Below are 21,850 nucleotides of genomic sequence, written 5' to 3' on the forward strand. Positions count from 1 at the left end.
CACGGAAAACCCAACAAGGAGAGTCTCCCGATGGACACTGCACTCACCGAGGAACTGACAGCGTTCCTCGACACCTGGACCACCGACCCCAACAAGACCAAAGATTGCTTTCAGACCTTCAAAAAACATCTGGAAGGGCTGGAAGGCGTGACCCTCGACTTCGTTGCTCGCCCGGGCATCACATTTTCCCTGCGCGCGACACATGCCAATCAAAAAAAACGCAGCCTGTTCGCCATGGTTGATATCATTGACGACGACCCCGCCGATCGCTGGCTTTCGGTCTGTTTTTACAAGGAACTAGTCGATGATCCTGACGAAATCGGCGATGAAGTCCCTGAAGGTCTGATGGGCGAAGACGCCAAATGTTTCGACCTTTATGAAGGAGACGACGATAAGGTTAACTACATTAAAGATAGACTCTCTGCGGCCAGCCTCTCCGCTGCTGCGGAATAATCCCGCCATCAAAAAAGCAGTGCGGCGCGAGAACCTGTGAACAGGCTCCGCGCCGCACTGGCGTCATACGTATTCTCGACTCTAAAATCTATGCCATGCGGGCCATATGTTCGGTTAAAGCACGGCACAGCTGGTCGGCACAGGATGTTGGTTTCTTGCCACAAGTAATGCCGCTGAGCTTTTCAATAACCTCTGAAACATCCATACCTTTAAGCAATATGGACATGGCCTTGAGATTTCCTTCGCACCCGCCTGTAAAACTCAAATGCACAAGCTTATGATCTTCAACGGCAAACCGAATCATCTTGGCGCAAACGCCTTCTGGAACGTAGGTATTTGCATCGCCGGGAGCATTGCTTGCGTGGATGGAATCGAGAGGAGCCAAGGGTGTCAGTTCGATGAAAGTATTTTCCATGAGTCGGTCCAAGAGTGAATGGTTAATAAACTTTGCGCTTGGCGATTGACCCGCCGACAACGCTGAATGTATTTTCGACCACAAAAATCGCATTGGGGTCGACATCAAAAACCCGCTGCTCCAAACCTCGAAGTCGCAGATTGTCAGTTATAGAAAAAACCATGTCCACCTGTTCACCCGAATAGCCGCCTGTACCGGGAAAAACAGTAGCATGATGCATGCCGCGACCAGTGATGGCCTTGACCAGATCAGCCGAATGACGAGTGACGATACGCACGGCCTTTCGTTGGTTGAACAAAGAAAGGACATATTCGGTCACTACGGAACTGATAAACAACATGACTAGGGAAGCAATGATCTTGTCTGGCGAATACCAGCTCAAAGCAAATCCCATGACCAACGTATTGATCATAAAATAAAACACACCGAAACGTATGCCATACTTCTGGTTGAGGATGACAGCGATAACGTCCAGCCCTCCCCCGCCGCCATACGAACGGAGGATAATGCCGCATCCAGCGCCCATAAGCGCACCCGACGCAATGGCTGCATAAATCTCATTCTGTATTCCAAAGTCCATATGAACAACGAATGTCAGCAATGAAACTACACCCATTGAAAACATATTGAGAAAGAAAAACCGTCTGCTCACGCCTTTCCACGCCACAAGGAACAAAGGAATGTTGAGCAAAAGATACCACCACGAAAGCGACAACCGTGGTTCCATCTTCTGCACCACCACGGCAAAGCCGTACAATGTGCCAGGAATGAAATCATGATGAATAGCGACTCCATTGTATCCAACAATGTAGAGAAAAGAGCCGATCACAAGCAAAAGCACGTTCCACGCAAGTGAATCCGTAAGCAATCTCAAACGGTTAAACATGATTTTTTCTTCTCCTGCCTCCGAATTTTCGGGGTCACCATATAGAGCAAACAGAAGACCTGCAAGAACAATTACAACACGGACTGGAAAGAAGACACACGATTAAATTATTGGTGTAAACAGAAAAGAACTAACCACACAAAATATTTCTCTTTCAAGAGGGAAATACAAAACTTCCACAAGGCAACAAAAACATAAAAAATGCGCTATTTTCGCCGTAAAACCGATACAATTTTTTCCTTTTAATACGCATTCATTTGTGCTTTTTCGCACAGTCTTGAAAAGTGCGTGGTCTTTCCAAGGAGCATTTGATATGAGGGAGAACTCTGCGACGGGCACAGGTTTATACTGTCGTAAAGACGTATGAATAAAGCACCGGATACACCATGGAAAAGACAGAACACTTCGGATTAAATTTCAAGACCTTCGCCAGACTCATCGACAATCTGCACGATGAGGTCATCATCTATGACAACAACTATCGTATGTTGTACGTCAACAAGGCGTGTGAACGACATTACGGATTCACACAGGAAGAGATGGTCGGTCTGCCTTTTTGGGAAGTCATCCGCAAACATGCGGCCTGGAACCGGCCCGCACTTCCGGCCGTGTATGAATACAAGCGCCCGATCAAGCAGGAGCAAAAAACGTATCTCGGCCTCGATGTTCTGACTATTGCCAACCCCATCATGAATGAGGAAGGCGAAATAGAATACGTGGTGCTCAACGTTCGAGACAGTGTGCATAAAGGACAAATCCCCAGTCTGGACGAACTGGAAAACAGTTTGGAGATAGAAGAGGAACCGCACCCGGAAGATCTTATATACCATAGTACAGCTATGGAAAATGTGGTGCAATCGGCACGCAAGGTGGCGAGCCTGACGGCTCCATGCCTCCTGCTCGGCGAATCAGGTTGTGGAAAAAGCCTGCTGGCAAAATTCATCCATGCCAACAGCACTCGGCAACACAAACCATTCGTGGTCGTCAACTGTGCAGCCATCCCGGAACAATTGTTCGAATCCGAACTCTTCGGCCATGTGAAAGGCGCATTTTCCGGTGCCACAAATGCCCGGGGAGGACTCTTTGCCAAGGCGTCCGGCGGCACACTCTTTCTTGATGAAATTTCAGAACTCCCATTCCCCATGCAGGCAAAGCTGCTCCATGCAGTTCAGGAAATGGAATACCGACCAGTTGGAAGCTCACAAACCGTCCAAGCAAATGTCCGTATTCTGGCTGCATCCAACCGCAATCTCGAACGCATGGCCGCTGCTGGTGCATTTCGCCAGGACCTCTTCTTTCGGCTCAACGTCTTTGATATCACGATCCCCCCGCTGCGAGACCGAAGGGATGATATTGTCCCGCTTCTTTTCTACTTCCTCAACCACTATGGGAAGAAGCATAACGCCTCAAAACGGCTCTCCCCGGAAGCCCAATCTCTCCTATGCCAACACTCTTGGCCGGGCAACATTCGAGAACTGGCTCATCTCATGGAACGACTCGTGGTCACCACTGAAGGTGATGCCATCACTATTGACCACCTGCCCACCACCCTCTATCAAACCTCGCCAGCGCTGCCAGAGGGCATAGGGCACAACACTCTCGACGCAGTACTGGAATCCATAGAAAGAAAAATGATCCTCGACGCCCACGTCATGCACGGAAGCACACGCAAAGTTGCTACCGCATTGGGCATCAGTCAAAGCCGAGCCTCTCGCCTCATCCGTAAGCACACAGAAAATACCGAGTCGTAATCGACTCAGCGAGTCTGTTGTGACTCACCCATGATTAAAACACTCGTGCTGTCATTTTTGACATATTTGTGAGTCGCTTTTGACTCACTCCCCTTACTTACACTAATTGGACAATCAATCAGTCTATTTTCTTAACCAGCTGAAAAAACAGTGTTTAAATTACTTTTTTACTGTTGAACAAGTTGGCATATCCATTGCTTCTATGCAGATTATTAATAATGCACACAATGCTCTATTGATCATATTCTGTAAGGAGGGTCATTCAAAACGGATTGAGGGAAGGATAGCAACACATTCACCGAGTCCCACATAGCATTCCAATCGTCACTGTTCCGGCATGGGGGCATATCGGACCGAAGTCCGACGGATCAATGACTCGGACATGAGTGAATGAACAAACTTCGAGGAGAAACAATGTTTAAGAATCAAGTAGTCATCGGATCACTTTACGCTTTGCTGGCCACCGTCCTGTGGGCCGGTGCTTTCATTATCGCCCGCTTGGCAGTTGGCGAAATCTCACCCATGACCTTGGGCGCAACCCGCTGGGGCATGGCTCTGATTATTCTCAGCACTTTCATGTTGCCAAAAGTGAAAAAAGAATGGCCTGTCGCCAAAACATTTCTGCCGCAGATCATCGCTGCCGCCGCATTCGGTGTGGCCGCATACTCTCCGCTCAGCTATTTCGCAGCGCAGACCACCTCGGCCATCAACCTCTCTCTCATTTCCGTAACAACTCCCATCTTCATCGTTATCATTGCAGCCGGCATGGGCCAAAAGCAATCCTTCAACACATGGGCTGGCTGTCTCGTCGCCCTGATCGGTTCTTTCTATCTCGTCTCCGGTGGCGACATTAACCAGATCCTCGGCATGCATTTCGCCGCAGGTGACATCCTGATGCTCGGCGCCGCAGTCGGTTTCGCCATCTACAGCCTGATCCTCAAGAAGACACCCGACGGCCTGTCCGGCGGCACCATCATGTACCTCATGTCCTTCTTCGCAGTGCTCATGCTCATCCCCTGCGTCATCTGGGAATCCACTCAGCCAAGCATGGTCTTCAACATGAACGGCGTGGTCCTTTTCTCCATCACTTTCTCCGCCATCTGTTCCTCCATCATCGCGTGGTGGACTTGGAACATCGGCCTTGAAAAGGCCGGTCCAGAACTGTGCGGCATGATCTACTACTCCCTCCCCCTCTGGGGCGGCTTCTTCGCCTTCGTTTTCCTTGGCGAACAAATGACATCAGTCCACTACGTCTCCGGCGCGCTGATCATTGGCGGTATCATCTGGGCCAGCCGTGGCGCCAAAAAACCCGTTGAAGACAAAGCTTAACAACACCTGAACTCCATTAATGGGGTAGGCCTTCGGGCCTGCCCCGACAAATTTCCTCCTGCAGCAGCGCTGTGGGAAACGGGACAAGCGCGCCCGTAAAAAAAGGCTGCTTATCAACAACTCCGGCCGGATACAGGCCGACCGACAACGTTCGACAAAGGGAAGCATCATGAACGAACAACGAAAAAAACTCATCACATTGACAGTAAACGATGAAGTTCTGTCGATCCCGGTGGAGTCGCACTGGACCCTTTCCAAAGTCCTCCGCAACGACTGTGGCCACACCGGAGCCAAGGAAGCGTGCGGCGAAGGTGCGTGCGGTGCATGTACCGTCCTCATCGACGGCGTAGCCGTTCCCTCCTGCATGGTTCTGGCCGTGGAGCAGGAAGGTAAAGTCATCGAAACGGTTGAAGGATTGTCCAAGGACGGCAAGCTGCATCCCATTCAGGAAGCATGGCTTGAAGAATACGGCGCACAATGCGGTTTCTGCTCTCCCGGAATGATCATGACCACCAAGTATCTGCTGAGCAAAAATTCTGATCCCACTGACGACGAAATCAAGGAAGCCCTCGGCGGCAACCTCTGTATCTGCAACAACTACGAGCACATCATCAACGCCGTACGCAGTGCGGCCAAGAAGATGGCAAAGGAGCAGGTCTAATGGCTGAACTGACATCCATCGGCAAATCTGTCCGCCAAAAGGACGGGCGCGCCCGCGTCACAGGCGAAGCCAAGTATTACGCCGACTTCATCCTGCCAGGCATGTTGCAAACCCGCATCCTGCGTAGCCCTTACCCGGCAGCCGACATCATTTCCATCGACACGACCGAGGCCGAAGCCGTTCATGGTGTCCGTCTCGTCATGACCCATGAGAACTACCCCAAGGCATTCCGCAACACCCTCTACTACGTCGGAGATCTCGTAGCCGCCGTGGTGGCGGACGATGAAACCATCGCCGAAGAAGCCATGGGACTCATCAAGGTTGAATACGAAAAGAAAAAGTTCGTCGTCAGCCTTGAAGAGGCGATGAAAAAAGACTCTCCGCAAGTTTTCGAAGGCGTTGATAACTGTCAGGACTGGGCCTTCCATGCCCTGCTCAGTGATCGCGACCCGGAAACCGGTCTGTTCAAGACCAAGACCCCGGCCGAATACAATGGCTTCGGCGACATTGAAAAGGGCTTTGAAGAAGCGGACTACATTATCGATCAAAAAGCGCTCAAATACGCTTACTGCAAGGGACCTGCAATGGAACCTCGCGGCTGTACCGCTGACTTTGATGGCACCAAACTCCACATGTACACCCACTCTCAGGGCATGCACGACGAAAAGCTGTGTCTGGCTCAGGCACTCGGCATTCCGTCCAGCATGGTGAACTACGTGGCACCCTTTACCGGCTCCAGCTTCGGTGGCAAAAACGCCTTCCCTCTGGACCGCAACATTGCCTCTCATTACCTCATGGTAGCAAGCCTTGCCTGTCTCGATTTGAAAAAGCCAGTCCATTGCCCATATTCTCGTGAAGAGGAAATGGTCAGCGGTTGGTCTCGCGGTAGTCAGACCGATGTCAAAATCGGCTTCAAAAAAGATGGAACCCTGACCACCATGGACTTGGAACACTGGCAGGAAACAGGTTCCGGCGGCGACAAGTACCCCGCTAAGAACGCTATGCTCGCCACTGGTTCTGTTCTATACTCTCACAACTGCCAGAACCAGCGCGGCAAGATTCACTACGTGAACACCAACCGTCAGCCCGCGGCAGGTTGGCAGGGGTATGGCGCTCCCGAAGGCACCTTTGCCGTGGAAACAACCATGGACATCGCCTCCTACGAACTGGGCATCGATCCCGTGGAACTTCGCAAGATGAACTGCATGCGTGCAGGCGACATTGATTCCGGTTGGGACCCGCTGGTTTACAAATCTGCCCTCATTTCTTCCTCCGGCATTCGTGACTGCCTCGACGCAGGTGCGGAAGCTCTGGATTGGAAAAACACATGGCAGCACCCGGACAAAAAGACGGGCCGTATCCGTCACGGCATGGGCGTGGCCATCTTCGCCATGGGCGCAGGTCGCCCCGGCCCGGGCAACTCGTCCGAAGCCATGGTTAAAATCTACCCCGACGGTTCTGCCGCTCTGGTCTGCGCCGTGGCCGACATCGGTCAGGGACAGCACACTGTCCAGTGTCAGATCGTAGCCGAAGTTCTCGGCCTGCCTTACAAGAAAATCGGTCTTGTCTGTCACGACACCGACTCCACACCCTTTGCCACATTGGTCGCCAACAGCTGCGGCACATGGATTCAGGGTTGGGCCACATACGAAGCAGCCATTGATGCCAAGCATCAGGTTCTCAAACTCGCAGCAGGCGTCATGGGCGTTTCCGAAACAGAACTGGATATCAACGAAGACGGTGTCTTCATGACCAATGACACAAGCAAGGGGATAACCTTTGCCGAGGCATTCGGTACACGCGGCCACTACGGCGGCATCCATGAAATCACCGGTTACTACGTGAACAACTCTCCCCATCCCAACGGTCTCAAGGATGGCAAGAAAGATCAGGTCTACATCCCCAAGGAGAAGGGCGCACAGTTCATCTCTCTGGATATCGACACCGAAACCGGCATGATCGAAAACGCCCGCGTGACCATGGCGCAAAATGTAGGCAAAGCCCTCAACCCGAAAATCGTTGAAGGCCAGCTCTGCACCTCCCGCCACGGCGTTGATAACGCGATGCTCGGCAACGATTGCATCATCGACAAGCGCAATGGCTGGCTCATGACTCCCAACTGGGTTGATTATCGTCACACCACCACCATGGATTGCGACGTTGATCCCATCGTCATCGAAAAACCCGGTGATCCAACCCATCCGTTCGGAGCCACGGCCTGTGGAGAAGGCGCAGCCTGTCCCACATTGGCCGCATTCTCCAACGCCATTTACAACGCTATCGGCGTTCGTTTGACCGAAACGCCATACACCCCTGAAAGCATCCTCATTGGCCTGGGCAAAATCAAGGCCAGAGGGAGGAAGAAATAATGAAACGTTTCAATCATTTTGACGCCACCTCTGTTGAAGAGGCGGTTTCTCTCTTAAACGGTAGTGAAGGCCCGGCCTACGTCATGGGCGGAGGCAGCGACCTCATGGGTTGCCTCAAGGACAACCTCTGGATGGAGGCCCCCGAACGGATCATCAACCTCAAGACCATCCCCGGTCTCAAGGAAATCCGCGTAGAAGATGACGGCCTGCACATCGGTGCACTCGTCACCCTAACTGAAGTCGCTGAATCCGACATGGTCAAGGAACAGTGGCCCGGACTGGCCGAAGCGGCTCGCCGCACAGCATCTCCGCTGTTGCGCAACATGGGCACTATCGCCGGTAACATCTGTCAGGAAAACCGCTGCTGGTACTACCGTTACCCCGACAAAATTGGCGGTCGCATCGACTGCGTACGCAAAGGCGGCAAACGTTGTCTGGCCGTACCCGGCGACCACCGTTTCCACTCCATCTTCGGTGCAGTCAACAAATGCATCGCGGTGAATCCCAGCGACACGGCCCCTGCCTTCATCGCTCTGAACGCTACAGTCAAGACAACCAAACACGAAATCGCCATTGACGACTTCTTCTCCGCCGAAATGGGAGCACAGTCCACAATTCTGGATCGGGATGAAATAATCACTGAAATCGTGGTTCCGTTGCCGGAAGCCGGTCCGACCAGTGCTTTCCGCAAAATTGCCTACCGCAAATCCATCGACTTCGCCCTGGTCAACTGCGCTGCATCTGTCAGCGTGGTCGACGGCAAAGTCACCAGTGCTCGCATCTGCCTCAACGGAGTGCATAACAACCCGCGCCGTTGTGAAGCTTCGGAAGAACTGCTCATCGGCAAGGAGCTGACTGAAGAACTGGCTCAGGAAGCCGGCAAGGCCGCTGTTGCCGAAGCCAAGCCCCTGCTCCAGAACGGATTCAAGGTACAAATGGCACAGACCATCGTGGGTGATACCCTGATGGACTGCCTCAAGTAACCATTAATACAAGGATGTTTGGCATGCCCCACCAACTCGCCAACGTCTCCGGTGTCATTCTTGCCGCCGGCCAAGCCTCCCGAATGGGTAGGGACAAATTGTCCCTGCCCTTCCGGGGACTCCCCATATTGCAACATGTGGTGAACGCCGCACGCAACTCCACCCTGCGCGACGTGACCGTGGTTCTGCCCAAGGGGTCTGAACTGCGACGCACAGTGGACCTCTCTGGTTGCAACGTCGTCACCAGTGTTCATCGTGACATGGGCCAGGCCGAGTCTCTCAAGACCGGTCTGCGCTCAGTCATAGACACTGCCGACGGGTGTATGGCCCTCTTAGGAGATCAACCACTTATTACAGCCTCGGCCATCGACATGCTTGTGGGTGCATTCACCCAACAACCCGAGTGTTGGGTCGCTCCAGTGCAAGAAGGTATGCGCGGCAACCCCATCACCATACCGTCTACATGGTTCCCCAAAGTCTTTGAACTGGAAGGCGACACAGGTGCTCGTCCGCTGCTCGGCTCTCCGGGACTGACTTTGCGCCTGGTTCGAATCCACGAGGTCGGACCTTTCATTGATGTGGATACCGAAGAACAATATCAACGACTTCTTACCAACTACGGCCAAAAGACCGCTTAGGAGCACATTATGAGTGCCATTCAAACCCCAACAATCACCATTCGCGGCGCAGGCGACCTTGCTACAGGCGTTGCCTTGCGACTCTATCAGGCCGGGCTGACCCGACTCCTGCTTTTGGAAACGGCCAACCCCCTCGCCGTACGCCGAACCGTGGCTTTTTCCGAAGCCATATACCACGGTGAAATGACCGTTGAGGGGATCAAAGCCGCACGAATTTCTTCTCCTGATCTCACTGAAAAAGCATGGAGCAACGGCACAATTCCCGTTCTCGTTGACCCGGAAGCCTCCTCTCTGGGTCAGGTAAAACCTGACGTACTGGTGGATGCCATCCTTGCCAAACGCAACATCGGGACAACTATGGATCAAGCTCCGCTGGTCATCGGTCTCGGACCGGGATTCACGGCCGGTCAAGACGTACACAGAGTCGTTGAGACCAAGCGCGGTCATCACCTAGGACGCGTCATCACCGAAGGGCCTGCGGCCGCGAACACAGGTGTCCCCGGTGTGATTGACGGCTTTTCCATAGAGCGCGTTTATTGGGCCGAACACGAAGGTACTTTCACAACCCCCTATGACATCGGCCAACTGGTCAAAAAAGGCGATATCATCGGTTCTGTCGACGACACCCCGGTTGTTGCAGCCTTATCCGGCGTTATTCGAGGTCTGCTCAGAAACAACACTCCGGTCGTCAAACGCACCAAACTTGGAGACGTGGACCCCAGAGGAACCATCTCCTACTGCGGTGAAACATCGGACAAGGCTTTGTCCATCGGCGGCGGCGTTCTCGAAACCATCTGCGCACAACTTTTCCTCTAAGGCACGCATGAACGGGACCGTAACCCTAAGCGCTAGTGCCGCACTCACCTCGCCGGAACACCGGCTTATCACCGTCATTGGAGCGGGAGGGAAGACCTCTCTCCTCCACTGGATAGCCAAAAGCAGAATTTCTGCAGGGCAACGGGTGGTCATAACAACGACCACCAAAATCTTCCCGCTCCATGACGTAGATACCATCCTGATGACAGATGGCCCGGATTTTTTGAATCGACTGCGGCAAGCATTGATAAAAAGCCCTTGCGTAATCGCAGCCAAAAGATTTGACAAAAAAACCGGAAAAATCATCGGGTTAGACCCTGAAAGCGTTGATGCTCTTCACTATTCGGAAATTGCAGACGCCATCCTCGTTGAAGCCGACGGCGCAGCCAGAAAACCACTCAAGGCACCGGCAGATCACGAACCAGTCATCCCGGTTGCATCTGATATCTGTGTCGGTATCATGGGACTCGATGCTGTGGACCAGCCCTTTTCCGAAGACATTGTTCATCGATCCGATATTTTTGCTAAAATCACCGGAATTTCTTTTGGAGAAGCAATCACTCCGACCCACATGATAAAAGCAGCGACGGCAGCTAACGGACTGTTTAAAGGCTGTCCTCAAAACTGTGAACGCATCGTACTACTCAACAAAATGGATATTCCCAGCGGAAAAGCACAGGTTGCAGAATTTACTGCCAAATTAAACGGAAGTGCCACAGCGTCGACTCTTTCATGGTTTGCAGGCAGTTGTCGTCAACATTGCTTGCACCACATCAATTATCAAAGCGTGATGTCCTGCGCTAAAAATAACCATCTTGAATTTTCATCTCAGTTCTGAAAGGTTGGAGGGAACCATGTCCAAACAAAAAAGTCCGCATACCCCGCTTCCAATGTGTCCGCCTGACAAAGGTGGCGTCTGCACCATATGTTTCTTTGGCGCACTCTCCATTATTCTGGCCGCGTGCATCCCTCTTCTGATGTACCCCGAAGCCGGAGAAAAAATCATCAACACCATGTTTCAGTTCGTCACCGTGAAAATGGGATGGCTCTACATGCTGTTCGGAGCCGGTACTTTTACCCTGCTCATGTGGTTCGCCTTTGGCCCTTTCAGTCATAAACGACTCGGTGACAAAATTGAATATTCCACTTTTTCCTGGATAGGCATGCTTTTCTGTGCGGGCGTAGGCGCCGGCATCATGTTCGGTGGGTCCATTGACTGGGCCTACTATGCAGCCTACCCAATGCACGGCGAACCTGCCGGTTCACTCGAAGCCTACGAATGGGGCAGTGCGTACGGCATGTTTCACTGGGGACCAATCTGCTGGTCCATCTACGCGGTGTTAGCCGTGCCCATTGGCTATAGTTACTACGTCAAACGAGTTCCCATCCTGAACATTTCCCAGGCCTGTACAGGACTGCTCGGCGACAAGGTCAACGGCTGGCAAGGCAAAATCATCGACATCCTTTTCATGACCGGACTTGTAGCCGGCTCAGCCACAGCCCTTGGACTGGGTATTCCCATCGTGGCCGCAGCTATTGCCTCCGTTGCCGGTATTGAACATTCCTTCTGGTTGGAATTCGGCACCTTGCTTCTCGTCACTTCCATCTTCTGTGTATCAGCCAGCCTCGGCCTGAAAAAAGGACTGAGTAAACTTTCAGATTTCAACGTCATGATAGCCATGGCGCTTCTTCTGTTCGTTTTCATCGTCGGGCCCACGGTCTTTTTGACCGACATGGCCATCACATCGCTGGGCCTCATGTATTCAAAGCTCATCACCATGGCCACGTCGATGGACCCTATGGATTCCGTAGGATTTACCAAGGACTGGACCGTTTTCTATTACGCTTGGTTCGTGGCATACGCCCCGTTCATGTCCCTGTTCATTGCCAAAATCTCTCGTGGTCGCACAGTCCGCGAAGTAGTGCTTGGTCCGGTCCTCATTGCTTCATTGGGATGTGGCTGTTTTTATCTCGTCTTCGGCAACTTCGGTCTGTACCTCCAGCTTACCGGCCAACTTGATGTGGTGAGTATGGTTAAGACCGTCAAAGGCGCGACAGCCATCATGGCCATCGCGGACTTTATTCCCATGGCTTCACTCTATAAAATTGTCTTCGCCGGGGTCACCGCCATCTCCATGGCTACCACCTTTGACGCAGTTTCATTCGCTCTGGCCGCCACGACCACGCTCAAACTCACTCCCGATGAAGAACCTGCACGCTGGAACCGCCTGTTCTGGGCCATGTCTCTAGGCTTGGTCCCCACAGGGATTATGCTCATCGACGGGCCATTGTCCGTCCTGCAAACAGCTTCAATTGTAGTGGGGCTGCCCGTACTTGGCGTCGTCACCATCGGAGTTGTCGCATTCCTCAAGGAATACCGGCAAACCGGCTGGGTGGAATACGACGACGCTGTATGCGCTCCGCGCGATATATAATCAATCATTCGCATCATATCGAGGTTATCATGAAAACCATGCACGTTGAAAAAGCCGTGGGTACCGTCTTGTGTCAAGATATCACCCGCATCATCCCCGGCGGAGAAAAAGGCCCTGCATTCCGTCGCGGTCATGTGGTTACCGAAGCCGACATCCCGACATTGTTGGATATCGGCAAAGAACATCTTTATGTCTTCGATCCTCAGGACGGATACGTCCATGAAGATGACGCAGCACGGCGCATAGCCGAGGCCGCGGCTGGTCCGGGCATCGAACTGAGCACTCCGGTGGAAGGCAAAATCACTTTGCGCGCCACCCATGACGGCTTGCTCGACATCAACACCGACACCCTGTTCAAACTAAACTCGGTCAAGGATGTCATATTCGGCACCATCCATACCAATCAATTGGTACAGACAGGCCGCGCCATGGCCGGTACCCGTGTCATTCCACTGGTCGTTCCCGAAGCAATCGTTGCCGAGGCCGAAGCAGTACTCCGCGATAACGCCCCGCTCATTCAAGTCCGTCCGCTCAAATCATGCCGCATCGGCATCGTCACCACGGGCAGCGAGGTCTACAATGGCCGCATTGAAGATAAATTTGGTCCGGTCATCCGCAAAAAATTCAAAGGATATGGTTCAACCACCATCGGACAGAAGCTCGTTTCCGATGACCCGGAAATGACCAAGGGAGCCATTCTGGACTTTATCGAAAACGGAGCCGATTTCGTCGTCGTCACTGGCGGTATGTCCGTGGACCCGGACGACCAGACACCCACTTCCATCCGCATGACCGGGGCCGAAGTCGTCACCTACGGTGCACCGACATTTCCCGGAGCCATGTTCATGCTCGCCCGCCTCGGAGACGTCCCTGTCGTCGGTCTTCCCGGTTGCGTCATGTACTATCGCGCCAGCATTTTCGACCTGATCATACCACGCATTCTGGCAGGTAAGGACGTAACACGCGAAGACATCATCAACCTCGGCCACGGTGGATTCTGTGAAGGGTGTGAGACCTGCCGCTACCCCGTGTGCAGCTTCGGTAAAGGGGCATAAAAATGCAGAACGTCTTTGCATCCATCATGGAGGCCTTGGAAAAAGGCCAATCCGTTGTCAGGGTTTCTGTCATGAAAAGCAACGGGTCCACTCCACGCTCTGCCGGGGCAGTTATGGCCGTCTTCGAAGACGGTTCCACCGCCGGCACCATTGGCGGCGGATCTGTTGAAAATGCGAGCCACATGGCCGCGAAAAAGATGCAGCCCGGCACATCAACTATCCGCGAATTCGATCTGACAAACGCAGACGCCGCCAACCTCGGCATGGTCTGCGGCGGCAACATGACCGTCCTGTTGGACTCGCTGTTGCCTGATGACGCGAATATTACGCTTATCAAAAAGATGCTCGCCCATTGGCAAGCAGGCGAACATCGTCTGCTCGTGACTTCGCTGTCCACATCCGGCACAGTGACGAATCGTGAAATCTTCCCCTTGGGCGGGACTTTTCCCGATACAGTTCGTACACCGATGACCACGGAAACACCTGACTCAATCCAGTTCGTGGAGCCGGTTCACATCCCGGAAACAGTCCATTTTATCGGAGCGGGCCATGTGGCCAATGCCACGGCCAAACTGGCTGCTTTTGTCGGTTTTCGCGTTGTAGTGGTGGATGACCGTGAAGAATTCGCCAATGCTGTTCGATATCCCGAGGCCAGTGAAATTCGAGTCGAAAAGTCCCTGACAAAGTGCCTGCCGGAATCATTAGACAAAAATGATTTTATCGTCATCATGACACGCGGTCATATGCATGATCGCGATGTTCTGGCTCAAGCCTTGAGAACAAAAGCGGGCTATATCGGCATGATTGGCAGCAAAAAGAAAAAAGCGGCAGTGTATAAATCACTTCTCGAAAGCGGATACACGCAAACCGCTCTCGACGCGGTTCACTGCCCTATCGGTTTAACCATCGACGCAGACACACCGGAAGAAATAGCCATCAGCATCATGGGCGAACTCATTCAAAGCAGAAAACAAAGCTAATCACACACCACGCTTCCCAACTCCTTTTCCACGAATATTCCCTGCCAAAAACCAATATGGAATTTGGCAGGGAAATCCAGTACGCTCACACAGGTTTTTGTGAACGCATGACGATAGAATATCCGTGGAAAAGGAGTAAACGTGACTTTCCGAAAAATCATTTGTATTGCAGCGGCCTTCATGCTGGCCGCAACCACCCTATTCGGCGCTTGCACCAATTACACTCGTGAACGCGGTGTAGAAAACACATGGCGCAGCATCGACCTGTCACAAATCGTTCCCGGCACGACTACACAGATGGAAATCGTCAAGCAACTCGGCCCACCATCACAGATCATCGACCTCAAGGCCGGTCCGGCGTTCTATTATCTTGCTGAACAGACACAGGGCGGCGGCGTAATTCTAATCCTCTTCAATCACATGGATGAAAAAATCACCTACGATCGGGCCGTTTTCTTCTTTGATACGCAGGGGGTACTTCTCGACTATTCCTTAAGCAAGGAATCCATCTCACATGAGAAGAAATAAAGCCTTCAAAACTCTTACCGCCGTATTGATGATCCTTGCCATCCTTTTCGGGTGTACCATCATACGTTCCGAACCAGCCCATATTGAGAAGTTTGACACGACCCGATATGACTCCAACACGCACTACAGCGAAGTGCTGCGCGACATGGGACCACCGACCAAGATGTCACAACTCGGTACTGGTATGGTGTGGCTCTATGAAGATGTTACGCTCAAAGAAAACCAAATCGGCTTTGGCCCTATCAACGGCCCCCTCTCAATTTTCAAATTGAACTTTGCCGCAGGTGACGGTAAATATCAGGGAACCGTCCTAACCTTTGATCTGGATGGCCGATTGACCAGCACAGGAACCATGAATGAGGAGCTTAACCTCGGTGAAGGCATGGCCTTTCAATTCGCCTTTGTGGTTTCAAGTCTGGTAGACATCGGAGATATCCGCCAAACGCCAAACCAACATACATGGGGGAAATCCTTATTGCAGGATGTCCCTGCCGGATTAAATAGCCAACAAAACCTCGATACAGGTGCTCACGGCGTAGAACTCATGACCACTCCGCAATTCACCGGCCAGCAATCACTGGCGAATCCATAAATAAAAAAAGTCACTCATGCTTGAACTCATTACCGTCACCATATTCATGCTCCTTGCCGCGATGGCACCGGGTGCCGACTTCGCATTGGTGGTCCGCAACTCGCTGCTTTATTCCCGCCGTTCTGCCTGCTTCACCGCTATTGGCGTCGGAGCCGGGCAGTCTATCCATACGACATACAGCGTTCTCGGACTGACTGTACTCATATCCAAATCCCTGATGCTCTTCACCATCGTCAAATATGTTGGAGCCGCCTATCTTTGTTATCTCGGAATCCGCAGTCTCATGGCCGGAGGCGGCCCACACGCGACAGAAATCAAACCAGCCGAAAAGGATATTTCCGCCTTTGCGGCCTTCAAACAGGGACTCATCTGCAACACTCTAAACCCCAAGGCTCCCCTCATTTATATCGCATTTTACAGCGCGGTTCTGCCACCGGACATTTCTCAACTTGGTAAAATTCTCTACGGCCTCGAATTCATACTTATCGTTGGAGGCTGGTTCGTCTTCCTCGCCTGCATCATCACCCACCCCACTGTAAAAAACGTCCTTGGACGTGTGCAGCGGATACTGACCAAAGCCCTTGGCGGCATGATGCTTTATTTTGGTATTCGACTGGCTTTCATTGAACAATAATCACAAAAAAAGGGTATCCGCAGACACGAATACCCTTACAAAAAACCTTGCTTCAAGCCGTTCAGGAAGGAATTTCCTTATTCTCGACGGCCTCATATTCCTTGATAACTTTAATGACATATTCACCAAGATGCTGGGCAGAACTGATAAAACCAAGCACCTGAAAGAGACGTTGTGCACCGAAACGACTGGTCACGCCCTGTCGACGCAATTCAATAAACCGTATTTCGATATTGCTCACGGCATCCTCCAAACGTTTCGTATCATGAGGAACCCCCATCCCGATGGCACGTAATGCGGTCGTCGTGGATCGCGTCAATTCTGTCAGTTCCGGGGCAAGGATGATATCAAAGCCCACGCCTTCCACCTGGTTCAACAAGGTGAGCATGGCCTGCAACCGTTCGAGCACAGAACGAAAAACACTGACCTGTGTCGAAAGCAGGTTGACGTCATCCCTGAAAAATCGCCGTTCCATGGAAAAAACCTTGTGGAACATCTCCTTATTCTTCTCGGTCGTGCCCGCAAAATCATCAAACAAATCAGGATCAGTCTTTTGTTGCAGAGAAAGAAAATTATTCATGAGCAACGTATACCGGACTGCCAATTGCCCGTATTGATGTTCCAAACGCTCACGCAATGCGGCGCCAGCCCTTCTGGGCCATAATATCACGGAAACAAGAAAGGCACAGGACACACCAACGCCGATCTCTGCCACTCTGGACAGGGTAAACAGTATACGATGCTCGTCGGTAAGACTGGTCAGATATACAATAGCCACCGTGATGGCCGCCATGCGAAAACGCACATTATACCGCGTCAGGTAAGCACACACCCCGGTACCGACAAATATACCCATCAAAGTATACATGGGCGTTGCCGGGAAAATGAGGATAAGCAAAATACCCATCCCCGCACCAATGGCGGTTCCGGTAAAGCGATACAGACACATGTGAATGGAGTCCGCCACATGGACCTGCATGACGATAACCGTGGTAATGACGGCCCAGTAAGCATATGGCACGCCCACAAAGCCGGATACGACATATGCGAGAACACTCGCCACCCCGACCTTGATACCGTGCCGGATGTGACTGCTTGCGATGATTCTTTTGATGTAGGACATTTTTCTAGTCGGATTCGGGAATTATGGGCAGCGAAAATCGCCAACCGTTATGAACAACCGACGCACGGCTCTCACACATTGCGGTCAGAGGGTCAACCATTAAAGATCTTGCAATATACATTCTCCGCACAATTGACACACATAACAAAAAGGGCTTTGGGCTATTTAAAGCTCCCGGCGTTCACATCAAGCCGCTTGAGAATTTTCTGCAAAGCGACTCTGGACAGCCCACTCTGACGAGCGGCTTTGGAAACATTACCGCGTGTACCGGAGAGTAATTCTTCGACATATGTACGGGTGAAGTCATCCACCACTTTTTCCTTGGCATCCTTATAGGGCGTCAAACCCTGCGATTCATCGCCAGGAAGCCCTTCAAGACCTTCCACGAGACGAAGGTGAACCAGTTCCAAAGACTCACTGGAAGAAAAAACGGCCAATCGACGGATGAAATTCTGCAATTCCCGAACATTTCCGGGCCAATTTTTTGTGGTCAGATACGCCACGGCGTCTGGTGCCATGGCCTTTGGGTTCACCTTCATTTCTTCGCAGGAAATAGTCAAGAAATGGCGGGCGAGTATAGCAATGTCATCATTACGGTCACGAAGTGCTGGCACATTCAGATTAAGAACATTAAGACGATAATAGAGGTCTTCACGGAAGCTGCCGTCCTTAATCTTCTCCTCAAGAGGCTGGTTGGTGGAGGCAAGAATACGCACGTCCACCGGAACGGTCTTGCTGGAACCAACTGGACGGATCTCTCCTTCCTGCAATGCTCGAAGTAACTTGGTCTGAATACCCGGAGAAATGTCACCGATTTCATCAAGAAGCAGAGTACCTCCGTCCGCTGAAACAAAAATGCCTTTGTGATCCCGGTCTGCGCCGGTGAACGCCCCCTTGACGTGACCAAACAATTCACTTTCCAGCAATTGATCGGGAATAGCCGGACAATTGACCGTCAACAACGGCTTTCTGCTCCGTCCGCTCAACTGATGAATGGTTCGGGCCACCAACTCTTTACCTGTCCCGGATTCTCCACGAATCAAAACGGTATATTCGGACTCGGCCACGGCTGCCACGCCATCTTTGAGCCGACGTATAGCAGAACTCTCACCCACGAATTCATTGGGACCGATCTGCTTGGCGAGCAATTCCTGAAGACGGGCGTTTTCCCCAAGAAGACGACTGCGTTCAAGTCCCCGTTCAACAACCTGAAACAGGTCTTTAGGCTCCACCGGTTTTGTCAGGAAATCGTAGGCCCCGATTTTTAACGCATCCACTGCGGTCTCCACAGTCCCATAAGCAGTCAACATGACCACACTCATGTCAGGATGCATTTCTCTAGCCCGACGAAGTAATTCGACACCATCCATGCTCGGCATGTTCAAATCAGTCAGCATCAAGCCAAAGACATCGTTTTCCAATGCAGCTATGGCCTCTGGCCCGGAAAGCACGGCCATGATATGTTCATCTGGATACTGTCTGCCCAGCAAACGAGCGAGTCCGGTGGCAAAATCCTTTTCATCATCAACGATGAGTATGCCTATGGCGTTTGTCATTGTTCGCTCCGAGTGGAATCGCTGTTGACCGGAAGATGCACTGTAAAGACAGCACCATTATCATTTTCCATCTCAATGCTGCCGCCGATGTCCTGGGCCAATCCATAAACCACGGCCAACCCCAGCCCTGTCCCTTTACCCACTTCCTTGGTGGAAAAAAACGGATCGAACAACTTCAGCATGTCCCCTTCCGGGATACCTGGACCGTTATCTGCCACCCGAACATCAATGGTATCTGAATCAGATTTATAGTGTGCTGAAACAATAATATGCCCGACCTTTTTCGTCACCGCATCCAATGCATTTTTGAGCAAATTGGTAAGAATTTGCTCCACAGCCTGTTCATTGGTAATGATAGAAGGCAAACCGTCTTCGACTTCCGGCACGACTTCCACGCCCTTCTTCTCTGCTTGCACACGGAAGATGTTGATGGCATCAGCGACAACCCTGCCCACATTCAAATCAACCGGCTCCGATTTCTTGGGACGCGCAAAATTGAGCAAATCCTGCAGAACAGTCTCGGCCTGCGAAGCATGCTTGATGATAATCTCGGCGTCAGAAGATATTTCCTGTCGAGACTCAGCTCCCCGCAGCAACTCGGCATAGCACTTAATAACACCTAACGGATTATTAATTTCATGGGCCAACCCTGCGGCCAATTGACCAACAGTTGCCAACTTTTCACTCTGCTGCATAGTAGCAAGCATCCGCTTTTCCTGTGTCACATCACGCACATAAACAACACCATGTGCTTCTTTGGCAGCACCTTCCGCCACAGGAAAAACACTGATCGAAAAGGACCTGCCATCTGCGGTTTGCACCTCTCGGGCCATGGCCTCTCCATGTTCCAGCGAAGACTTCAGTGGACAATTCTCAAACACGCCGCCCTGCCTAAACAAAGTGGAACAGGCGGTGTCAGCCACGGCTCCCCCAAAGGACACGCACAAGGAGCGAGCGGCTTCATTAGCCAAAACCACACCGCAAGCGCCGTCCATAAGTAAAAGAGGATCACTGATGCCTTCGACAATCGCCTGGAGCATGTCTTTTTGACGAAGAAGATTGTGCAAGGCCGCCAGATTTTCCATGGCGATGCCAAGCTGCTGACCCAACGCCCGCAAAACGTTCCGGTCCTGATTCGTTATTATGGTTCCCTCATCCCAGATTAAACACAAAATTCCCTCGGAAGACGCATCACTGGCCCAGACCGGAATGTATGCCTTGCCCGGCTCATAATACGGCTCAACTTCAGTAATAATTTCTTTCCAGTTATGAGGAAGATCGGGCTTGGGCGTCTCTTCGGGCCACGTATAATATGTCTGGGAGGCGAGCATGCAGATAAAGCCGCCAAGACTGGCTCTGAACCGCTGCACAATAAGTGGCAAAGAGTGTTGCCACATCTGCCGTCGAGTATGACTTTTATTCAACCCATCAAGAAGCTGCACAAACAAACCGACATCCGAACGCCGTTCCTCGGCCTCAAGTTTCAATTCACCGGTACGGACCTCGACCATCTGCTCAAGATTCTCCGAGTGCTGACGCAACTGATAGTTCATCTCATGGACATGATCGCCAAGCTCTTCAAGCCCCTGAACAACCTCTTCTATTTCGTCAACATTTTCCAACTTTTCCATAAATCCGAGTTCCTCGTCTTCCTGAAAAAGCTTCCGGAACTTGTCAGTCAACCTATGTAAGTTGGTCATGATAAGACGATTGAAAAAGATCTGAACCAAAGCAAAGAAAAGCAGCATGCCACCGCCATAGAGAGCGGCATAGCCGATGGTGGCTTCACGAATCTTCCCGACCGCTCCGTCAATAGGAACGCCGACAACGACCAAACCAGCAATATCACCCAACGTATGACCGAATCCTCGCTCCGTTCCATACCGTTCAAGCAGGACAGGGGGAGAATCCTCCGGCACGCCGTGACACGTCATGCACGATTTTTTAAACTCCACAGGACGTGCCTTGACGAAAAACTCCTTACTATCAATCTTGCGGTACCCTTCCCAATATTCCTTACCCGGATTTTTCCTGAAATATGCCAGGAGTTCACGCTCACTGTCCTTGATTTCAAAGAGCGGATTACGCGCATTATCCGCTACCCGACGATAATAATACTCCGAATGACGCAAATTGAGCCGATCCATAATGGCTCGAGAAATATACGATGAAGACATGGCCTCGATAACAAACTCCCCTTCCGGCAAAGTCTGATACATTTTCGGCCTGAGTATTTCCCGCACATACCCCTGCACGCTGGACACCTGATTCAGCACAAGATCAGCCTTATCCTTGACCTGAGTATCCAGAAGTGAACTGAGATGAAAATACAAACTCGAAGCGAAAAACAAGCCCAGCAAAAAAACGATGGTTCCCAATCCAAGAAGGAACTTGGCCTGAAGGTTTTTTGGTCCGAAATTACCCATATATTTCTCCGGGCGTTACGCCCATTTCATTCAAAATCCCACCGTCCGCAATGGTGGCACGCCCCTGAATCGTAGCGCACTTTTTACTTTTTTAACAACTTGCCTTCCCCGCACGCGAAAAGTGCAAACTCCACGTTAAAAATTGCTAACTCAAGTTAGCACATCAAACCGCATTGCAAAAAATAAATCAAGTAAAATCAGTAGTATCTCTTTTGGCACG

Annotated in this window: 20 protein-coding genes; 15 read left to right on the top strand and 5 right to left on the bottom strand. The window is 51.6% G+C overall.

The window, feature by feature from the left end; translation table 11 throughout:
* The first annotated feature begins 30 nt into the window (after positions 1-30).
* Positions 31-453: a hypothetical protein gene (locus tag SYK_RS07685; RefSeq protein ID WP_281763002.1), complete on the top strand. Its 423-nt coding sequence runs from the start codon at positions 31-33 to the stop codon at positions 451-453.
* 88 nt (positions 454-541) lie between these two features.
* Here SYK_RS07685 and SYK_RS07690 read toward each other — a convergent pair whose 3' ends face one another.
* Positions 542-868 carry a TIGR03905 family TSCPD domain-containing protein gene (locus SYK_RS07690; RefSeq protein ID WP_281763003.1) on the bottom strand — a complete coding sequence of 109 codons (327 nt, stop codon included), beginning with the start codon at positions 866-868 and terminating at the stop codon, positions 542-544.
* A 22-nt stretch (positions 869-890) separates the two neighbouring features.
* Positions 891-1,754: a YitT family protein gene (locus SYK_RS07695; RefSeq protein WP_281763004.1), complete on the bottom strand. Its 864-nt coding sequence runs from the start codon at positions 1,752-1,754 to the stop codon at positions 891-893.
* Between the two features lie 386 nt (positions 1,755-2,140).
* On the opposite strand from SYK_RS07695, the gene SYK_RS07700 reads away from it, so the two are divergent.
* The 14 genes from SYK_RS07700 to SYK_RS07765 all read left to right on the top strand — a co-directional run bounded on the left by SYK_RS07700 (position 2,141) and on the right by SYK_RS07765 (position 16,525).
* Positions 2,141-3,505, top strand: coding sequence for a sigma-54 interaction domain-containing protein (locus tag SYK_RS07700; protein ID WP_281763005.1), 1,365 nt, complete (start codon positions 2,141-2,143; stop codon positions 3,503-3,505).
* Between the two features lie 414 nt (positions 3,506-3,919).
* Entirely contained in the window at positions 3,920-4,834 is a 915-nt protein-coding gene (locus SYK_RS07705) for a DMT family transporter (protein WP_281763006.1), read from the top strand.
* Positions 4,835-5,003: 169 nt separating this feature from the next.
* Complete coding sequence (locus SYK_RS07710; RefSeq protein ID WP_281763007.1) at positions 5,004-5,495, top strand: (2Fe-2S)-binding protein; 492 nt, start codon at positions 5,004-5,006, stop codon at positions 5,493-5,495.
* Positions 5,495-7,864: a xanthine dehydrogenase family protein molybdopterin-binding subunit gene (locus tag SYK_RS07715; RefSeq protein WP_281763008.1), complete on the top strand. Its 2,370-nt coding sequence runs from the start codon at positions 5,495-5,497 to the stop codon at positions 7,862-7,864. Before SYK_RS07710 ends, SYK_RS07715 begins: the two co-directional genes overlap by 1 nt.
* On the top strand, positions 7,864-8,847 hold the full coding sequence (locus tag SYK_RS07720; protein WP_281763009.1) for an FAD binding domain-containing protein: 984 nt from the start codon (positions 7,864-7,866) through the stop codon (positions 8,845-8,847). The genes SYK_RS07715 and SYK_RS07720 overlap by 1 nt, the downstream gene beginning before the upstream one ends.
* 23 nt (positions 8,848-8,870) lie before the next feature.
* A complete protein-coding gene (locus tag SYK_RS07725; RefSeq protein ID WP_281763010.1) occupies positions 8,871-9,485 on the top strand; it encodes a nucleotidyltransferase family protein in 615 nt (204 codons plus the stop codon).
* 9 nt (positions 9,486-9,494) lie between these two features.
* Positions 9,495-10,301: a selenium-dependent molybdenum cofactor biosynthesis protein YqeB gene (gene yqeB, locus SYK_RS07730; RefSeq protein WP_281763011.1), complete on the top strand. Its 807-nt coding sequence runs from the start codon at positions 9,495-9,497 to the stop codon at positions 10,299-10,301.
* Between the two features lie 7 nt (positions 10,302-10,308).
* Complete coding sequence (yqeC, locus tag SYK_RS07735) at positions 10,309-11,139, top strand: selenium cofactor biosynthesis protein YqeC (protein ID WP_281763012.1); 831 nt, start codon at positions 10,309-10,311, stop codon at positions 11,137-11,139.
* A 16-nt stretch (positions 11,140-11,155) separates the two neighbouring features.
* Positions 11,156-12,736, top strand: a complete 1,581-nt coding sequence (locus SYK_RS07740; RefSeq protein ID WP_281763013.1) for a BCCT family transporter — start codon at positions 11,156-11,158, stop codon at positions 12,734-12,736.
* Positions 12,737-12,765: 29 nt separating this feature from the next.
* Positions 12,766-13,791: a molybdopterin-binding protein gene (locus SYK_RS07745; RefSeq protein ID WP_281763014.1), complete on the top strand. Its 1,026-nt coding sequence runs from the start codon at positions 12,766-12,768 to the stop codon at positions 13,789-13,791.
* Between the two features lie 2 nt (positions 13,792-13,793).
* Complete coding sequence (locus SYK_RS07750) at positions 13,794-14,771, top strand: XdhC family aldehyde oxidoreductase maturation factor (RefSeq protein WP_281763015.1); 978 nt, start codon at positions 13,794-13,796, stop codon at positions 14,769-14,771.
* Between the two features lie 141 nt (positions 14,772-14,912).
* Entirely contained in the window at positions 14,913-15,299 is a 387-nt protein-coding gene (locus tag SYK_RS07755; RefSeq protein WP_281763016.1) for a hypothetical protein, read from the top strand.
* Positions 15,286-15,891 carry a hypothetical protein gene (locus SYK_RS07760; protein WP_281763017.1) on the top strand — a complete coding sequence of 202 codons (606 nt, stop codon included), beginning with the start codon at positions 15,286-15,288 and terminating at the stop codon, positions 15,889-15,891. The genes SYK_RS07755 and SYK_RS07760 overlap by 14 nt, the downstream gene beginning before the upstream one ends.
* A 16-nt stretch (positions 15,892-15,907) precedes the next feature.
* On the top strand, positions 15,908-16,525 hold the full coding sequence (locus tag SYK_RS07765) for a LysE family translocator (protein WP_281763018.1): 618 nt from the start codon (positions 15,908-15,910) through the stop codon (positions 16,523-16,525).
* Positions 16,526-16,586: 61 nt separating this feature from the next.
* Here the strand turns inward: SYK_RS07765 and SYK_RS07770 are convergent, their stop codons facing one another.
* The 3 genes from SYK_RS07770 to SYK_RS07780 form a co-directional block, all read right to left on the bottom strand.
* Positions 16,587-17,648 (bottom strand): FUSC family protein, encoded by a 1,062-nt coding sequence (locus SYK_RS07770; RefSeq protein WP_281763019.1) that lies wholly within the window; start codon positions 17,646-17,648, stop codon positions 16,587-16,589.
* 161 nt (positions 17,649-17,809) lie between these two features.
* On the bottom strand, positions 17,810-19,204 hold the full coding sequence (locus SYK_RS07775; protein ID WP_281763020.1) for a sigma-54-dependent transcriptional regulator: 1,395 nt from the start codon (positions 19,202-19,204) through the stop codon (positions 17,810-17,812).
* Positions 19,201-21,630 carry a c-type heme family protein gene (locus SYK_RS07780; protein WP_281763021.1) on the bottom strand — a complete coding sequence of 810 codons (2,430 nt, stop codon included), beginning with the start codon at positions 21,628-21,630 and terminating at the stop codon, positions 19,201-19,203. The genes SYK_RS07775 and SYK_RS07780 overlap by 4 nt, the downstream gene beginning before the upstream one ends.
* Between the last annotated feature and the right edge of the window lie 220 nt (positions 21,631-21,850).

It is taken from the genome of Pseudodesulfovibrio nedwellii (assembly GCF_027923765.1).
In the GTDB taxonomy this organism is placed as follows: Bacteria; Desulfobacterota; Desulfovibrionia; order Desulfovibrionales; family Desulfovibrionaceae; genus Pseudodesulfovibrio; species Pseudodesulfovibrio nedwellii.

What these genes read in the sequence shown, in the direction of transcription:
- SYK_RS07685 (WP_281763002.1), top strand. Translation starts at nt 31, where the DNA reads ATGGACACTGCACTCACCGAGGAACTGACAGCGTTCCTCGACACCTGG.
- SYK_RS07690 (WP_281763003.1), bottom strand. Translation starts at nt 868, where the DNA reads ATGGAAAATACTTTCATCGAACTGACACCCTTGGCTCCTCTCGATTCC.
- SYK_RS07695 (WP_281763004.1), bottom strand. Translation starts at nt 1,754, where the DNA reads ATGTTTAACCGTTTGAGATTGCTTACGGATTCACTTGCGTGGAACGTG.
- SYK_RS07700 (WP_281763005.1), top strand. Translation starts at nt 2,141, where the DNA reads ATGGAAAAGACAGAACACTTCGGATTAAATTTCAAGACCTTCGCCAGA.
- SYK_RS07705 (WP_281763006.1), top strand. Translation starts at nt 3,920, where the DNA reads ATGTTTAAGAATCAAGTAGTCATCGGATCACTTTACGCTTTGCTGGCC.
- SYK_RS07710 (WP_281763007.1), top strand. Translation starts at nt 5,004, where the DNA reads ATGAACGAACAACGAAAAAAACTCATCACATTGACAGTAAACGATGAA.
- SYK_RS07715 (WP_281763008.1), top strand. Translation starts at nt 5,495, where the DNA reads ATGGCTGAACTGACATCCATCGGCAAATCTGTCCGCCAAAAGGACGGG.
- SYK_RS07720 (WP_281763009.1), top strand. Translation starts at nt 7,864, where the DNA reads ATGAAACGTTTCAATCATTTTGACGCCACCTCTGTTGAAGAGGCGGTT.
- SYK_RS07725 (WP_281763010.1), top strand. Translation starts at nt 8,871, where the DNA reads ATGCCCCACCAACTCGCCAACGTCTCCGGTGTCATTCTTGCCGCCGGC.
- yqeB (WP_281763011.1), top strand. Translation starts at nt 9,495, where the DNA reads ATGAGTGCCATTCAAACCCCAACAATCACCATTCGCGGCGCAGGCGAC.
- yqeC (WP_281763012.1), top strand. Translation starts at nt 10,309, where the DNA reads ATGAACGGGACCGTAACCCTAAGCGCTAGTGCCGCACTCACCTCGCCG.
- SYK_RS07740 (WP_281763013.1), top strand. Translation starts at nt 11,156, where the DNA reads ATGTCCAAACAAAAAAGTCCGCATACCCCGCTTCCAATGTGTCCGCCT.
- SYK_RS07745 (WP_281763014.1), top strand. Translation starts at nt 12,766, where the DNA reads ATGAAAACCATGCACGTTGAAAAAGCCGTGGGTACCGTCTTGTGTCAA.
- SYK_RS07750 (WP_281763015.1), top strand. Translation starts at nt 13,794, where the DNA reads ATGCAGAACGTCTTTGCATCCATCATGGAGGCCTTGGAAAAAGGCCAA.
- SYK_RS07760 (WP_281763017.1), top strand. Translation starts at nt 15,286, where the DNA reads ATGAGAAGAAATAAAGCCTTCAAAACTCTTACCGCCGTATTGATGATC.
- SYK_RS07765 (WP_281763018.1), top strand. Translation starts at nt 15,908, where the DNA reads ATGCTTGAACTCATTACCGTCACCATATTCATGCTCCTTGCCGCGATG.
- SYK_RS07770 (WP_281763019.1), bottom strand. Translation starts at nt 17,648, where the DNA reads ATGTCCTACATCAAAAGAATCATCGCAAGCAGTCACATCCGGCACGGT.
- SYK_RS07775 (WP_281763020.1), bottom strand. Translation starts at nt 19,204, where the DNA reads ATGACAAACGCCATAGGCATACTCATCGTTGATGATGAAAAGGATTTT.
- SYK_RS07780 (WP_281763021.1), bottom strand. Translation starts at nt 21,630, where the DNA reads ATGGGTAATTTCGGACCAAAAAACCTTCAGGCCAAGTTCCTTCTTGGA.